Source organism: Micromonospora sp. NPDC052213 (assembly GCF_040679695.1).
Classification (GTDB): domain Bacteria; phylum Actinomycetota; class Actinomycetes; order Mycobacteriales; family Micromonosporaceae; genus Micromonospora.
This window is the reverse complement of record NZ_JBFAVI010000027.1, coordinates 43,394-58,684: the sequence shown is the minus strand read 5'-3', so window position 1 is coordinate 58,684 and position 15,291 is coordinate 43,394. Positions and strand designations below refer to the sequence as shown.

General features: G+C 73.7%; 12 protein-coding genes. 4 read left to right on the top strand and 8 right to left on the bottom strand.

Annotated elements, in window-relative coordinates:
• On the top strand, window positions 1–681 hold a 681-nt coding region (locus AB0L34_RS10070), incomplete at its 5' end, for an ROK family protein (protein WP_363703573.1).
• A gap of 12 nt (window positions 682–693) precedes the next feature.
• Window positions 694–1,254 carry an NAD(P)H-dependent oxidoreductase gene (locus tag AB0L34_RS10065; RefSeq protein WP_363703571.1) on the top strand — a complete coding sequence of 187 codons (561 nt, stop codon included), beginning with the start codon at window positions 694–696 and terminating at the stop codon, window positions 1,252–1,254.
• A 66-nt stretch (window positions 1,255–1,320) separates the two neighbouring features.
• Here the strand turns inward: AB0L34_RS10065 and AB0L34_RS10060 are convergent, their stop codons facing one another.
• From AB0L34_RS10060 to AB0L34_RS10035, 6 genes are all read right to left on the bottom strand, one after another.
• Window positions 1,321–2,532 (bottom strand): pentapeptide repeat-containing protein, encoded by a 1,212-nt coding sequence (locus tag AB0L34_RS10060; protein ID WP_363703569.1) that lies wholly within the window; start codon window positions 2,530–2,532, stop codon window positions 1,321–1,323.
• Between the two features lie 228 nt (window positions 2,533–2,760).
• Window positions 2,761–4,269, bottom strand: a complete 1,509-nt coding sequence (locus tag AB0L34_RS10055; protein WP_363703567.1) for an MFS transporter — start codon at window positions 4,267–4,269, stop codon at window positions 2,761–2,763.
• Window positions 4,266–6,077, bottom strand: a complete 1,812-nt coding sequence (locus tag AB0L34_RS10050) for an IucA/IucC family siderophore biosynthesis protein (protein ID WP_363703565.1) — start codon at window positions 6,075–6,077, stop codon at window positions 4,266–4,268. The genes AB0L34_RS10055 and AB0L34_RS10050 overlap by 4 nt, the downstream gene beginning before the upstream one ends.
• Window positions 6,074–6,679 (bottom strand): GNAT family N-acetyltransferase, encoded by a 606-nt coding sequence (locus AB0L34_RS10045; RefSeq protein WP_363703563.1) that lies wholly within the window; start codon window positions 6,677–6,679, stop codon window positions 6,074–6,076. Before AB0L34_RS10045 ends, AB0L34_RS10050 begins: the two co-directional genes overlap by 4 nt.
• Window positions 6,676–7,974, bottom strand: coding sequence for a lysine N(6)-hydroxylase/L-ornithine N(5)-oxygenase family protein (locus tag AB0L34_RS10040; RefSeq protein WP_363703561.1), 1,299 nt, complete (start codon window positions 7,972–7,974; stop codon window positions 6,676–6,678). The genes AB0L34_RS10045 and AB0L34_RS10040 overlap by 4 nt, the downstream gene beginning before the upstream one ends.
• A gap of 26 nt (window positions 7,975–8,000) precedes the next feature.
• Window positions 8,001–9,503, bottom strand: coding sequence for an aspartate aminotransferase family protein (locus AB0L34_RS10035; protein ID WP_363703581.1), 1,503 nt, complete (start codon window positions 9,501–9,503; stop codon window positions 8,001–8,003).
• Window positions 9,504–10,034: 531 nt separating this feature from the next.
• Between AB0L34_RS10035 and AB0L34_RS10030 the strand changes: the two genes are divergently transcribed.
• Window positions 10,035–12,101: a penicillin acylase family protein gene (locus AB0L34_RS10030; protein WP_363703579.1), complete on the top strand. Its 2,067-nt coding sequence runs from the start codon at window positions 10,035–10,037 to the stop codon at window positions 12,099–12,101.
• On the top strand, window positions 12,098–12,658 hold the full coding sequence (locus tag AB0L34_RS10025) for a GNAT family N-acetyltransferase (RefSeq protein WP_363703559.1): 561 nt from the start codon (window positions 12,098–12,100) through the stop codon (window positions 12,656–12,658). The genes AB0L34_RS10030 and AB0L34_RS10025 overlap by 4 nt, the downstream gene beginning before the upstream one ends.
• 29 nt (window positions 12,659–12,687) lie before the next feature.
• Here the strand turns inward: AB0L34_RS10025 and AB0L34_RS10020 are convergent, their stop codons facing one another.
• Both AB0L34_RS10020 and AB0L34_RS10015 read right to left on the bottom strand, forming a co-directional pair.
• Window positions 12,688–13,488, bottom strand: coding sequence for an ABC transporter permease (locus AB0L34_RS10020; RefSeq protein ID WP_363703557.1), 801 nt, complete (start codon window positions 13,486–13,488; stop codon window positions 12,688–12,690).
• Window positions 13,489–13,664: 176 nt separating this feature from the next.
• Window positions 13,665–14,903 (bottom strand): S8 family peptidase, encoded by a 1,239-nt coding sequence (locus AB0L34_RS10015; protein ID WP_363703555.1) that lies wholly within the window; start codon window positions 14,901–14,903, stop codon window positions 13,665–13,667.
• Window positions 14,904–15,291 lie beyond the last annotated feature (388 nt).

Below are 15,291 nucleotides of genomic sequence, written 5' to 3'. Positions count from 1 at the left end.
CGACGCCGGACCCGCCGAGGGCGGCGCCCACCCCAGCGGTGCCGGACGTGGGGCGGGGGGGGGGGGGCGCGCGCCGCCCCCGACGACGGTGACCTCGCGGCGCTGGCGGAGGCCCGGCACGCCGGCCACGACGACGTGGTCTACCTGGGCGTCGGCACCGGCGTCGGCGGCGGCGTGGTGCTGACGGGACGGCCCGTGCCGGGCCGGTCCTCGGCGGAGATCGGGCACACGGTCGTCGCCCTCGACGGTCCGCGCTGCGACTGCGGCCGGCGAGGCTGCCTCCAGTCGGTCGCGTCCGGTCCGGCCACCCTGCGCCGGGCAGCCGACGCTCGGGGAGCCGAGGTGAGCTTTGACGATCTGCGCGACGGGCTGCGTGCGGGCCGCGAATGGGCGGTCGACGCGGTCGACACGAGCTGCCGCGCCCTGGCGGCGGCGGTGGTCAGCCTCGGCGAACTGCTGGACCCGGCGGCGGCGATCGTCGGCGGCGGGTTCGCCGCCGGGCTGCCCGGCTTCGTCCCGCTCGTCGCCGAGCACGCCCGGTCGGCGGGCCGCCCCGGCCGTCCGGCGCCGCCGGTGCTCCCCGCCGCCCTCGGCGGCCTGTCGTCCCTGCACGGCGCGGTGGAGCTGGCCCGGGGCCTGAGCGCCGCGCCGGCCCCCGCCAGCCCCGTCCCCACCCCGTAGAGGAGATCAACCATGGTCAGGATCGGTGTCGTCGTCGGCAGTACGCGGCCCGGACGCAAGGCCGACGTCGTGGCGCGCTGGGTGCGGGACCTCGCCGCCAAGCGGGCCGACCTCACCGTCGAGCTGGTCGACATCGCCGACTACCGCCTGCCGCACTTCGACGAGGTGCTGCCGCCGTCGATGGCGCCGTCGACGCGTCCGGCCGTGCGCCGGTGGGCGACGACGGTGGCCGGGTTCGACGGGTTCGTCTTCGTCACCCCGGAGTACAACCACTCGATCCCGGGCGCGCTGAAGGACGCCGTCGACTTCCTCTTCCAGGAGTGGCAGCACAAGTCCGCCGGTCTCGTCAGCTACGGTGTGCACGGCGGCACCCGCGCGGCCGAGCACCTGCGGCTGGTGCTCGGGCAGCTCGGGGTGGCCGACGTCCGGTCGCAGGTCGCGCTCTCCCTGACGACCGACTTCGTCAACTTCCGCGACTTCCGGCCGGCGGCCCACCACGAGCAGGCCCTCGGCACCATGCTCGACGAGGTGGTTGCCTGGGCCGGCGCGCTGCGGACGCTTCGCCGGAGCTGACGCGCCCGCCAGCCCGAAGCGGACTCGCGGGTCCCTGGTCGTTCGGGATCTCGGGACCGGCAGCGGTCACGCGTCGCGTGCCGCCGGAGGTGGCAGCCGTAGCCCGGCAGGTACTCGGACCCCCACCGGCCACAGTCCCGACGCCGGGGGCCGCTGCCCCTCGTCGATCCCCGACAGATCGACCAGGCCCCCACTGAAGGTGGCGCCGGCGAAGGAAACGCTGCCTCCGGCGAAGCGCGCACCGTCGAACGAGATGGTCCCGCCGGAGAACGTGGCACCGACAAACGACAGCGGGCCGGTGATCGTCGCGCCGGCGAAGGTGACGGTACCGTCGCCGGCGAAGGTCGCTCCGCTGAAGTCCCCTCCGTCCAGAACCATGCCGGAGAAGTCGAAGTCGTGGCCACGCCAGGTGCGCGGGTCGTCGTCGGGCAGGTGGAGGTTGTCGCGGATGAGCCGGATGATGGTGTGCCTGAGCTGGCGTTCCTGCCTCGGGTCCCCAATGGCCTCCGGCGGGTACGTGGTGACAGGTCCCTGCTCGGCTTGGTCTTGCCCGTCGGCGATCGCGCCGGGAGCCTCCGGCCACGAACCCCAGGGCTGACGAAGGTAGGCGCAGAGCACGTCGATGCTGCCCTGGCGGCTCTCGGGTGCGTCGTTGGCCAGGGCCGCGAAGGCGTAGACGCCTGCGGTGCGGACAGAGATGTCCCGCGACCCGAGCAGTTCAGCCGCCTTGCAGAAGCGGTCGAGCAAGGCCCTTGTCTCCTCGCGGTACGCCTCCACCTCGCTGAGGCGCTGCCGCCGGTAGGCGGCGGTCAACGCCACCACGGCTCCGACGCCGCCGACCAGGGTCAGCACCACCTTCACCGCGTCGAGCGCATCCCGCACGCTCCACGCCGTGGCCGCTGGCGTTTGTTGGCCGGGTCCAGCGCCGACAACCGGCTGTCCGAGCACGCGCCACAGCAACACGCCGACGACCGAGGCGACAGCAGCCGCCGCCACGAGCAGCAGCACGACGTGCATGAGGAACGGCATGGCCGGGGTGCGGGGCCGCCTTCCGACGGCCATCCTGATCTTCCGGCGTCGACCGCCGCCCCACACCACCGCAGCCAACACCACCAGGACTGCCGTCAGCCAGAACCGGCCGACCCACCGGGCGGCCGAGAGCGCCACATCGCCCCACCACGCCGGCGCGAGGAGCACCACCGCGACGACGAGCAAGCCCGCCGCCAGCACCTGCCGCACGGGGGGCGTGCGGGGAAAGCCCCGCACCGCCCGGCTCACCTGCAATCCTTCACCCACCACGACATCGTGGCTGAGCGACGCCAGCCGCCCCTCGCCGCAGCACCACCGCCGTCATCGGCCCGTCCGGGTCTGTGATCGGCCGTCAGGAGCCGGCGGACGACAACAGCGCGAACTCGGTTCGAAGAGCGGCCGGCCGCCGGCCCGCAAGCGGTACCCGCGGTGTCATGCCGTGCGATGCGGCGTCCACCGGCTCAGGCGCGACTGGCCTCAGCCGGCCCGCTCGGCCCGGCGCAGCAGCGCGGCGGCGACGCAGCCGCCGGTGAGGACGGCCACCGCGCCCACCGTCTGGCCGGTCTCCAACGCGGAGCGGAACGCGGCGGCGACGAGCTCGCGTTCCGCCTCCGTCCCGGCGGCCGCCAGGGCCGCGGGGAACGACCCGGCGCCGGCCAGCGCGGCGGGCAGCAGGGCGGCGAACCGGGCGTTCAGGATCGCGCCGAGCACGGCGACGCCGAGGCTGCTGCCGACCTCCGTCATGGTGCCGTCCACCCCCGCCCCGGCCCCCGCCTTCTCCGGCGGGATCGCGCTCATCACCGCCTCGACGATGGCCGGGTTCGCCACGGCGCAGCCGGCGCCCATCACGAGCAGCCCCGGCAGCAGCACCCCGTAGCCGTCCGTCGGGGCGTGGGTGATGAGGGCGAGTCCGCCGGCGAGCAGTGTCATCCCGAGCGCGATCGACCGGGGCAGCCCGAGCCGGCGGATCACCCGGGCGGCGACGCCGGCCACGTTGAGCAGGACGATGGAGAGCGCGAACGGCACCATCCGCAGCCCCGCCTCCCAGGCCGGGTAGCCGCGCACGAACTGCAGGTGCTGGGTCAGCAGGAACAGCGCGCCGGTGGCGCCGAAGGTGATCAGGACGACCCCGGAGACCGCGCCCACGAAGCGTCGGCTGTGGAAGAAGTGCATGTCCAGCATCGGGTCGGCGACCCGCCGCTCCCAGGCCACGAAGGCGGCGAGGAGGAGCATCCCCGCGCCGGCCGCGCCCAGCACCGGGGCGGCCGTCCAGCCCCGCTCCGGCCCCGCGATGATCGCGTAGACCACCGCGGTCAGGCCCGCCGTGGAGAGCAGCACCCCGCCCAGGTCGAGGCGGCCGCCGGTCGGGCGGCGCGACTCCGGCACCAGCGCCCACGCCGCCACCAGGCAGACCAGCACGATCGGGACGTTGACCAGGAAGATCGCCCCCCAGGGCAGGTGGGCGAGGACGAGCCCGCCGAACGGCGGCCCGGCCGCGAACCCCAGCGCGCTCGCCGCGGCCCAGACCCCGATCGCACGGGACCGCTCGGCGTCGTCGAAGACCTGCATCGCCACCGCGAGGGTGGCGGTGACCAGGAGCGCGCCGCCGATCCCCATCCCGGCCCGGGCGGCGATCAGCTGGCCGCCGGACTGCGCGAGCCCGGCCGCCAGCGACCCGAGCCCGAACAGCACGAGACCGGCCAGCAGCATCCGGCGGCGGCCGTACCGGTCGGCGGCGCTGCCCGCGGTGAGCAGCAGGCCGCACTGGACCAGGGCGTACGCGTTGATCATCCACTGGACGTCGGCGGTGCTGGCGGACAGCTCGGTCGTGAGCACCGGGATGGCCACGGTCAGCACCGTGTTGTCGAGCACCACGGTGACCTGGGCGAGGCAGAGCACGCCGAGGATCAGCCACCGGCCCCGCACCCGGCCGCCCGCGCCGCCGACCGCTGTCCCGCCGGCGGGCGCGACAGTCGTGGCGGTCATCGGGTCGGCGCGAAGCGGGCGATGGGGTTGGCCAGGGTGCCGACCAGTTGCAGCGCGGCCGACGGGTCGGCGAGGTCGACCATCTGCCGGTTGTTGCGCAGCTGGAGCCGGTTGAGGCAGGACAGCGCGAACTCCGGGGCGAACAGGTCGTAGCGCCGCAGCCGCTCGGCCAGGTGCGGGACGCTGTCGGCGTAGTCGGCCGCGCACCGGGCGACGGTGCGCCAGAAGGTGTCCTCGTCCAGCACGCCCTCGGTGACCAGGATCGCGTTGAGGTAGCGCAGGAAGCAGTCGAAGACGTCGGTGAAGATCGACAGCAGCTTCATGTCCTCGGGCACGTCGGCGCGCACCCGCCCCACCTGCGGGGGCAGGTCGGCGTCCGGGTCCATCACCACGATCTCCTCGGCGATGTCCTTGAAGATGGCCCGCTCGACCGTCCCACCGTCCAGGACGAGGATGACGTTCTCGCCGTGCGGCATGAAGGCCAGGTCGTGGGCGTAGAAGCTGTGCAGCAGCGGGGTGAGGTAGGCGTCGAGGTAGCGGCGTAGCCACGCCTGCGGTGCCAGCCCGGACTGCGCGATCAGCGCGGCGGCGAACGACCGGCCGTCGCGGTCGGTGTGCAGCAGGGACGCCATGGTGGCCAGTCGCCGGCCCGGCTCCAGGCCGGGCACCGGGCTCTCCCGCCACAGCGCGGCCAGCATCTTCCGGTACGGGGAGTACCGGTCGGTCGCCGCCTCGTACTCCAGGTGCCGGTACCCGATGGCGGCCCGCTCACGGATGATCGTCAGCCCGGTGCGCTTGAGGATCTCGTCGCCGTCGATCAGGTCGGCGAGCCAGTCGTTGATCGCCGGGGTGGCCTCCATGTACGCGGCGGACAGTCCCCGCAGGAAGCCCATGTTCAGCACGGACAGCGCCGTCTTGACGTAGTGCCGGGTCGGGTCGGTGACGTTGAAGAAGGTGCGGATGGACTGCTGGGCGAGGTACTCGTCCGGGCCGGGGCCGAGGCACACCAGCCGGCGCTGCGCCACCTCGGCGGCGAACGTGACGGAGATCCGGTTCCACCACTGCCACGGATGCACGGGGATGAACAGGTAGTCGGTCGGGTCGAGGCCGAGCCCGGTCAGGGTGCCCGCGAAGGCGGCGAGGGTGTCGTCGCCGAGTTCGGCGCGGAGCAGGGTGTCGTAGTCGAGGTCGGCGGCGCAGGTGAAGGTCGTCCGGTCCCGGTGCGCGGCCAGCCAGAACAGCCGGACCGGGCGGGCGGCCTCCGGCGCGTACGCGTGGTATTCGTCGATGCCGAAGCCGATGCGGCCGTTGTTCGCCACGAAGCCCGGGTGGCCCTCGGTCATCTCGGTCTCGATGGTCTGGAAGTCGGCGCGGGCGAGGTCGGCGGCGCGCACCGCCGGCTTGTCGAGCTTGTACGCGGTGCTGGCGAGGGTGGAGCTGATCTCCTCGAGGTAGACGGGGAGGATCTCGTCGCTGAGGCCCAGCGCGCCGCGCAGGTCGAGGCAGAAGTCGAGGGCGTCCAGCGGCAGCTCGGTGTCGCCGCGGTGGCGGGTGATGCTGTCGGCGTCGATCCGCCAGTGGTCCAGGGCCAGCAGGCTCGCGGTGAACCGGTAGACCACGTCGCCGTCGTCGCCGCGCACCTCGTACCGGCGCTCTCCCGCCGCCGGGCCGTCCGCGTCGGCGGGGACCGGCTCGGGTGCGAGCAGCCGTTCGTGGGCGAACTCGGCCAGGGCCTTGCGGACCAGCAGCCGGTTGGCGCGGGCCCAGCTCGCCGGCGTCAGGTGGGCCACGGATGCGGAGGGGTTCACGTGCGCAGGTCTCCTCGGGTTGCGGCGGGGTGGGTGTCGGTCGCGCCGGTCGCGGCCTCGAACTGGGCGCGGGTGCAGACGCTGAGCAGCGCGTCCTTCTCGGGCTTGGCGATCGGGCCGACGACGGTGAAGCCGACGGCCGCGTTGAGCGCGTGCACCGCCGTGTTGCGCACGTCGGGCTCCACGACGACCCGCCGGGTCGCCGGGTCGGCGAACAGCCACGCCAGCACGGTGGTGATCACCGCGCGGGTGAAGCCGTGCACGGGCGCGTCGGTGGGCGCGCAGAGGAAGTGCATGCCGACGTCGCCGTCGACCGCGTCGTACAGGCCGACGAGTTCGACGCGGGCGGGGTCGTACCGCTCGGCGAGGAAGGCGGGCCGCCCCTCGTGCAGGCCGAGGAACGCGTCGTGGTGCGGGTGCGCGGCGATCCGCCGGTATTCCTGCGCGACCCGGGCCACGTCGGCGTCCTGCATCAGCCAGAACGCCGCCTTGGGGTGGGTCACCCAGCGGTGCAGCAGCGCGGCGTCGGCGTCCGGGTCGAGCGTACGCAGCGCGAACTCGCCGAGCCGGTCGTCGACGCGGCGGTGGACGACCTCGGTCACGACGCGGCTCCGGCCGGCACGCCGAACTCCTGGAAGGCGATGCTCTTCTCGACCGGGTAGTGCTCGCGGCCGAGCAGCTCCCGAATGATCCACGAGTTGCGGTACGGGCCCATGCCCAGGTCGGGTGACGTGATGCTGTGCGTGTGGGCGCCGGCGTTCTGCAGGAAGATGCCCCGGCCGGTGTGGTCGATGCTGTAGTTGCGGGCCACGTCGAAGCGGCCGTGGCCGTCCCAGCGGATGCGGTCGCGCACCGGCTCGAGGAACTCCGGGACGCGGTAGTGGTAGCCGGTGGCGAGCACGAGACCCTCGGTGTCCAGGGTGAATTCGCGGTCCTGCTCGACGTTGCGCAGCCCCAGCGCGTACGTCCCGCTCGGTTCGTCGTACGCGGCGGTGGTCAGCGCGGTGTTGGTCAGCAGCCGGGTACGTACCGGGCCGCCGATGCTTTTGGCGTAGAGCAGGTCGTAGATGTCGTTGATGAGGTCGGCGTTGATGCCCTTGAACAGCCCCTTCTGCGCGGACTCCAGCCGGTAGCGGGTCGCCTCCGGCAGGGCGTGGAAGTAGTCCACGTAGTCCGGCGAGGTCATCTCCAGGGTCAGCTTGGTGTATTCGAGCGGGAAGAACCGGGGCGACCGGGTGACCCAGTTCAGCTGGTAGCCGCAGGCGTCGATGTCGCCGAGCAGGTCGTGGTAGATCTCGGCCGCGCTCTGCCCGCTGCCGACGACGGTGATGCTGCGCTTGGCGCGCAGCGCCGCCCGGTGCTCCAGGTACTGCGAGTTGTGGATCGCGTCGCCGCCGAGCCCCCGGCAGGCGTCGGGCACGTGCGGCGGGGTGCCGGTGCCGAGCACGAGGTGCCGGGCGCGGTGGGTGACCTGTTCCCCCGTGGCGGTCACGGTGGCCCGCACGACGTAGTGCTCGTCGGCCGGGTCGAACTCGACGGACGTGACCCGCTGTCCGAAGCGGACGCCGCGGAGCCTGCCGGCGGCCCAACGGCAGTAGTCGTCGTACTCGCTGCGCAGCGGGAAGAAGCTCTCCCGGATGTAGAACGGGTAGAGCCGCCCCGACTCCTTCAGATAGGCCAGGAAGGAGTACGGGGAGGTCGGGTCGGCGAGTGTGACCAGGTCGGCGATGAACGGCGTCTGGAGGCGGGTCGACTCCAGCAGCATCCCGGGATGCCAGCTGAAGGTGTCCCGCGCCTCCAGGAAGAGGCCGTCGAGGTCCTCGATCGGTTCGGTCAGGCAGGCCAGGCCCAGGTTGTACGGGCCCAGCCCGACGGCGATGAAGTCGTGCGTCGACATGCGTTCTCTCCAGCGGGGACGGGTCGTCAGCCGACGGGGCAGGTCAGCTCGGCGGTCGCCCTGGTGTGCGCGTACCAGCCGGCGTGGTCGGCGACGAGGTCGAGGACGTGGGCGATGTCGTCCAGCGTGGTCTCGGGGTTGAGCAGGGTGAACTTGAGGTGGTGCGCGCCGTCGACCCTGGTCCCGGCGACCAGCCCGGCGCCGGAGGCCGCCAGCGCCTCGCGGGCGTACAGGTTGGCGTCGTCGACGAGGTCGCGGCCGGGGCCGGTCGGCAGGTAGCGGAAGACCACGGTGCTGAGCTGCGACCGCGTGACCACCTCGAAGCGGGGGTCCTCGGTGAGCAGTTGCCAGGCGTCGGCGGCCCGGTCCACCACCTCGTCGAAGAGCGCGCCGATGGCGTCCGGCCCCATGATCCGCAGGGTCAGCCAGAGCTTCAGCGCGTCGAAGCGGCGGGTGGTCTGGATGCTCTTGTCGACCTGGTTGGGGATGCGCTGCTCGACCATCCGGGCGGGATTGAGGTAGTCGGCGTGCCAGGTGGCGTGCCGCAGCACCCGCCGGTCGCGCACCAGCAGGGCGCTGGAGCTGACCGGCTGGAAGAACGACTTGTGGTAGTCGACGGTGACCGAGTCGGCCCGTTCGATGCCGTCGAGCAGGTGCCGCCGGGTCGGCGACACCAGCAACCCGCAGCCGTACGCGGCGTCGACGTGCAGCCAGACGCCGGCCGCCGCGCAGACGTCGGCGATCTGCGGCAGCGGGTCGATGGTGCCGAAGTCGGTGGTGCCGGCGGTGGCCACCACCGCCATCACCACCAGCCCCTCGCCGCGGCAGCGGTCGATCTCGCGGGCCAGTTCGTCCGTGCGCATCCGCCGGTCGGTGTCGGTGGGCACGGTGACCACCGCGTCCGCGCCGAGGCCGAGCAGCTTGGCCGCCTTCTGCACGCTGAAGTGGCCGGCCGCCGAGGTGACGACGCGCAGTCGGGACAGCAGCTCCGGGCGGGACGGCTGCCCGGTCGCCCGGCCGGTCACCCGGGCGCAGGCCTCCTCGCGGGCCAGCAGCATCGCCTGGAGGTTGGACTGCGTGCCGCCGCTGGTGAAGACGCCGTCTGCGGCCGGCCCCAGGCCGATCCGCTCGGCCGTCCAGTCGACCAGCCAGCGCTCGATCAGGGTGCCCCCGGCGCTCTGGTCCCAGGTGTCCAGGGAGGAGTTGACGGCGCTGAGCACGGCCTCGGCGAGCAGCGCGGGGATCACCACCGGGCAGTTGAGGTGCGCCAGGTAGCGGGGGTGGTGGAAGAAGACGGCGTCGCGCAGGTAGACGTCCTGGAGCTCGTCGAGCGCGGCGCCGGTGTCGCCGAGCGGCCGGTCCAGGTCGATGCCGGCGATCCGGGGTGCCAGCTCGTCCGGTGTCACGCCCGTGAACGGCCGGTCCGCGCCGGCCACCCGGGTCGCCACCCGGTCGATGCCGGCGGCCAGCACGCGCCGGTAGTCCTCGACCGAACCGGCGGTGAACAGGTGGGCGCGGGCGCCGTGCATCCCGGGGGTCACCCCGGTCGACGGTGCCTGGACGGTGGATCCGGGCAGGCTCATGCGGGTCCTCAGCGGTCGGGAGTGGACACGGTGGCAGGGGGACGTGGACGTCGCCCTTCCGCCCGCGATCCGATGATCGAGCGAACTTAGGTTACCCTAACCTAAGTTCGTGTCCAAGATGTTGCCGCGTCGCATCGATTTCGCTCAGTTCGATGCCCAGCGCCCGTCGCACGTGCCTGGTGATGCCGCGCGTGCCGGCCGCCTCACAGGCCGCCGAGTAGCGCGCGTCGGACGTCAGTCACAACAGGCAACCTTCCGTGCGGTCTGCGGTGAACCAGGAACCCCAACCCGCGAGGGTGGGAATCCCCCGCCCGCAGGCGGGAGAGGATGTCAAGACCGCCCATCGCTCTCAGCAGCAGGGCTTCCCAGTTTCGCTTCACGCACCCTCCAGGTAAGGTCCGCCTCAGTTAGGGGAGGGTAACCTAAATTGATGTCCGTATGGCAGGCGGCACGGCCGCCCATCCGACCCGCGCCGCGATGACCGGCGTCTATCGCGACCGGTGGGGCGTCCCGCACCTGCGCGCCGACACCGTCGACGACCTCGCCCGCCTCCAGGGGCGGGTGGCCGCCGTCGACCGGGCCTGGCAGATCGAGGTCGAGCGATGGCGCTCGGAGGGTCGTCTCGCCGAGCACGTCGGCCCCGCGGAGCTGGGCTGGGACAGGTTCGCCCGCCGCGCCCGTCTCGACGACACCGCGCGGCGCTGCTTCGGCCGGCTCGCCCCCGACACCAGGCGGTGGGTCACCGCCTATGTGGACGGCGTCAACGAGGGGCTCGCCGAGGGCGCCGCGGCGGCGCCCGAGTTCGCGGCGGTCGGCTGCGCGCCGGGCCCGTGGCGGCCGTGGTCGCCGCTCGGCGTCTTCCTCGTCCAGCACGTGCTCTTCTCCACCTTCCCCAACAAGCTGTGGCACGCCCACGTCGCCGGCGCCCTCGGCCCGGCGGCGACCGGCCTGTTCGCCGTCGAGGGGCCCGGCGGGTCGGGCAGCAACGCCTGGGCGGTGCCCGGCGACCCGGTCACCGGCCGGGCGCCGGTCGTCGCCGGCGACCCCCACCGCATCCTCGAACTGCCCGGCGTCTACCAGCAGGTGCGCCTCACCTGCCCCGAGTTCGACGTGCTCGGCCTCGCGTTCCCCGGCGTCCCCGGCCTGCCCCACTTCGGGCACGCGGGCGAGGTGGCCTGGGCGGTCACCAACGCGATGGCCGACTACCAGGACCTCTACCGGGAACAGGTGCGCCGCGACGGCGACCGGGTGCTGGTCCGCGAGGCGGACGGCTGGGCGCCGGCGCACCGCCACGTCGAGCGGATCGAGGTGCGCGGCGGCGAGCCGGAGTCCGTCGAGGTGATCGAGACGCCCCGGGGGCCGGTCGTCGACCACGACCGGGACACCGGCGAGGCGATCAGCCTGCGCGCCCCGAGCCGGGTCGAGGGCCGCCTCGGCTTCGACGCGCTGCTGCCGCTGCTGCGGGCGACAAGCGCCGACGACGTCGCCGACGCGCTGCGGGACTGGGTCGAGCCGGTCAACAGCGTCCTCGTCGCGGACCGGCACGGGGCGGTGGTCCACCTGGTCGCGGGGCTCGTCCCGATCCGCGACGACCGGTGCCGGCGGGAGCCGGTGCCCGGCTGGGATCCGCGGTACGGGTGGCACGGCGGCTACGCGCCACCACGCCGCACCGCCGTCGACGGGACAGCGGTCTGCGCCAACGACCGGCGCCCCGACACCGCCGACCTCGGCGCCGACTTCGCCCCGCCGCACCGCGCCCGCCGCATCCGCGCCCTGCTGGCCGACGGTGCCGGCCCGGCGGCCGTGCACATGGACACCCGGCTGGAGGCCGCGACCCTGCGCGGCGTGCTCGACCGGCTGGACGCCGACTCCCTCGGCGAGCCGGCGCGGCGCCTGCGGGACCGGCTGCTCGCCTGGGACGGGCGGATGGGGGCCGACAGCACGGACGCCGGTGCCTTCGCCGCCTGGCGCGCGGCCCTGGTCCGCCGGCTGCACGACCACCCTTGCCTGCGCCCGCTGCGCGCCCCGAGCGCGTTCGACCCGCTGTTCACGCCGTGGACCGACCCGCTGGCGCGCATCGGCCACGCCCTCGACGGGGTGGTCGCCGGGCTGCACCGCCTGGGCGGGGACGTCGGTCCGGTGGCGGCCGGGGCGCTGGCGGACGTCGCGGCGGGCGACCCGCCCGGGCCGTGGGGGCGGCGGCACGTGCTGCACCCGGTCCACCTCGGCGTGGCGCCGGCGGTCGACGCGGCCGTACGCGCGATGCGGGAACGGGTCGCGGTGGCCGGCGACACCGACTGCGTGCTGTCCACCTCCAGCGTCCCGGGCGTGTCCGACGCGTGCTGGCGCGGCCCGGTGGCCCGCTACGTGTGGGACCTGACCGACCGCGCGGACAGCCGCTGGGTCGTGCCGTTCGGCGCCTCCGGACGGCCCGGTGACCCGCACTTCGACGACCAACTCCCACTGTGGGCCGACGGCGAGCTGATCCCGGTGGTCACCGACTGGCGAGAACTCACCCCGGAACCAGGAGCACAAACACCGTGATCTACCAGGAGAAGATCCCCGGATTCGGCGAGCTGTCGCTCGTCGTGCTGGACCCGAAGCGCCACGCAGAACTGGTGCACGGCTGGGTGACCGAGCCGCGGGCGTCGTTCTGGGGCATGGGTTCGTACTCGGTGGACGACGTGCGGGAGATCTACGAGTTCGTCGACGGGCTCGCCACCCACCACGCGTACCTGATCATGCTCGACGACGCGCCGGTCGGCCTGTTCCAGACCTACCAGCCCGAGGCGGACCCGGTCGGCGAGCGCTACGCCGTCCGGCCCGGCGACGTCGGGATGCACCTGCTGCTCGCGCCCGGCAACCGCCCGCCGCGCGGCCTCACCTCCGCCCTCTTCCCCGCCCTCGCCCGCTACCTGTTCAGCGACCCCACGCGGCAGCGGATCGTGGCCGAACCCGACGTACGCAACCAGCGCGCGCTGGACCGGCTGGAGCGGGAGGGCTTCACCTTCGGCGACGAGGTGGACATGCCCGACAAGCGGGCCCAGCTGGCGTTCCTGACCCGGGCCCGGTTCGAGTCGGATCACCCCGTACCGGTCTGACGGCCGACGGGTCCGGACCGCCCTCGGCGTCAGGTCCGGGCCCGCCGGCCGCCACCGGCCGCCCGCAGGTCGAACGGGAGCAGCTCCGCCCGGGCCGGACGCAACCGGCCGCGGGCCACGAGTTCGACGGTGATGACGACCGCGACCGCCTCCACCGCGAGGAGCCCGACCAGCACGACCAACTGCGTGATCCCGGCCGTGAGTGGACTGGCGCCGCCCAGCAGCACGCCGACGAACGCGCCCGGCAGCGTCACCAGGCCCACCGTGCGGGTCTGGTCCAGCGCCGGCACCAGCGCCTGCCCGGCCACCGGACGGCACACGAGCAGGACGGCGTCGCGTGCCGGCAGCCCCAACGCCAGGGCGGCCTCCACCTCTCCCCCACGGGCGGTCAGTTCGTCCAGCACCCGCCGGCCCGCCAGCGACGTCGCGGTCATCGCCCCGCCGATGAGGATTCCGGCCACCGGGATGACGGCGATCCCCCGCATCGGCACGAGCCCCGCCGACAGCAGCCCCGCCACCACGGCCATGCTCCCGGCCACGATCGGCACGCCCGCCCACCAGTCCCACCGGCCGGTGATCCGCCGGCCGGAGGTGACCGCCGCGACCGCGCACATCAGGACGACGAAGGCCGCCGTCGCCCACAGCGACACCACGATCGCGGTGATCAGCAGCGACACCGCCGCCAACTGGATCGCGGCGCGGGCCGCGGCGACCAGCACCTGCCGGCCGTGCCCGAGCCCACCGGCCCGGACCACGACGGCCGCCACCACGGCCAGGGCGACCAGGGCGGCGGCCAACTCCGGGCCGACCACCAGCATCGTCGACGACATCCGGCAAGTCTGCCGGCGCGCGGACGGCGGCCTCGCACCGACCGGCGCCCGGACCTGGGCGGCCGACCCCGCCGGCGGCGAAGAGCGGCCCGGACGCGGGCCGGCCCCGGGGCGGGACGCCTCGGGGCCGGTGCGACCGTTCCCGCCGGAGCCGTCAGGCCGCCGGCGTCGGAGGGTCAGAAGGTCGGAGCGAGGTAGAGCAGGCGGTTCGGCGAGCCGCTGCCCGGGTTGGTGATCACGTTGGTCGTGGCCTGGCTGACCAGGTACGAGTGGACCTGGGCGGGCGTCCAGCCCGGGTTGACGCTGAGCACCCGGGCGGCCGCGCCGGCGACGTGCGGCGAGGCCATCGAGGTGCCGCTGATGGACGAGGTGGCGGTGTCGCTGGTGGACCAGGCCGACAGGACGCCCACGCCGGGGGCGAACATGTCGGTGCAGGTGCCCCAGTTGGAGAACGAGGCCCGCGCGTCGTTGCTCTGCGAGGCGTTGACGGTGAGCGCCGTCGGGACCGAGGCCGGCGAGTAGTTGCAGGCGTTGGCGTTCGAGTTGCCGGAGGCCACGGCGTAGGTGATGCCGTCGGCGATGGAGTTCGCCACGGCGGTGTTCAGGGAGCTGTTGTAGGAGCCGCCGAGGCTCATGTTCGCCACCGCGGCCTGGCCCGCCTGGTGGTTCGACGTCACCCAGTTGATGCCGGCGATGACCTGCGCCCAGGTGCCGCTGCCCTGGCAGTTCAGCACCCGCACGGCCACCAGCCGGACGTTCTTGGCGACGCCGTAGGTGTTGCCGCCGACGGTGCCCGCGACGTGCGTGCCGTGGCCGTTGCAGTCGGCGGCCGGCAGCGCGTTGTCGATCGCGTCGTAGCCGTCGACGGCCTGGCCGGCGAAGTCGACGTGGGTGGTCCGGATGCCGGTGTCGATGATGTACGCGGTGACGCCGGTGCCGCTGCTGTTGTAGGTGTACGTGCGGCTGAGCGGCAGGGCCCGCTGGTCGATGCGGTCCAGGCCCCACGGCGGGTTGGACTGGGTGGCGGTCGTCGTCACGGTGTGGTTCTGCTCGACGTAGTCGACGGCGGGGTGCGCGGCGAGGCGCTTGGCGGCCCGCTCCGACAGCCGCACCTCGAAGCCGTTGAGCGCGTCGCCGTAGACGTGCCCGACCGTCCCGCCGAAGCGCGCGGCCAGCGAGCCGGCGCTGCTGCGCACCTCGGCCTGCCGGGTGCCGGCGCGACCGCCGACGCTGCTGTCCTTGAGCACCACGATGTAGCTGTCGGCCACGGCCGTCGCGCCGCCGGCGCCGCGGATCTCGCCGGTTCCGGGGGCGGCTGTCGCCGGGGCGCCGATCATGGTGGTGACCATGGCGGCGCTGGCGAACACGCCGACCGCGCCGGCGAGGGTACGCCGTCGAGTGCGAGGGAGCGTCATCTCCCGGTCCTCCTACTGTCGTGGCCTTCGGGTGGCTCGTGGCGCACCCGGCAGGCGGTGGACGATGAGGAAACCTTAGCCATCATATTCATCTACGTATATTTCCTTGGTGTTCACGATGTGAGGACGATGTTGAAGAACCGCACGTGAAAGACTTGCGCGAACGACATCAGATTGAGATACGTCGACGCCTACGGTCGTCCGGGCCGCGGGCCGAGCGACCACCACGGCGACGGCCGCGAGGGCCGCGGCGGCGACGGCGGCGACACCCCGCGCCCGGCGGGGGCGACACGGCGGGCCGACCGAGGCGCCCGGCCGCGCCGGCGCCGCCCACATCGCGGACCGGCAGCATGAGTGATCCTCGTCACGGGGGAGGCGCGCCCGGCGC

Coding starts and splice junctions, on each gene's coding strand:
- AB0L34_RS10015 (WP_363703555.1), bottom strand. CDS start 14,903: ATGACGCTCCCTCGCACTCGACGGCGTACCCTCGCCGGCGCGGTCGGC.
- AB0L34_RS10065 (WP_363703571.1), top strand. CDS start 694: ATGGTCAGGATCGGTGTCGTCGTCGGCAGTACGCGGCCCGGACGCAAG.
- AB0L34_RS10030 (WP_363703579.1), top strand. CDS start 10,035: ATGACCGGCGTCTATCGCGACCGGTGGGGCGTCCCGCACCTGCGCGCC.
- AB0L34_RS10035 (WP_363703581.1), bottom strand. CDS start 9,503: ATGCACGGCGCCCGCGCCCACCTGTTCACCGCCGGTTCGGTCGAGGAC.
- AB0L34_RS10020 (WP_363703557.1), bottom strand. CDS start 13,488: ATGTCGTCGACGATGCTGGTGGTCGGCCCGGAGTTGGCCGCCGCCCTG.
- AB0L34_RS10055 (WP_363703567.1), bottom strand. CDS start 4,269: ATGACCGCCACGACTGTCGCGCCCGCCGGCGGGACAGCGGTCGGCGGC.
- AB0L34_RS10040 (WP_363703561.1), bottom strand. CDS start 7,974: ATGTCGACGCACGACTTCATCGCCGTCGGGCTGGGCCCGTACAACCTG.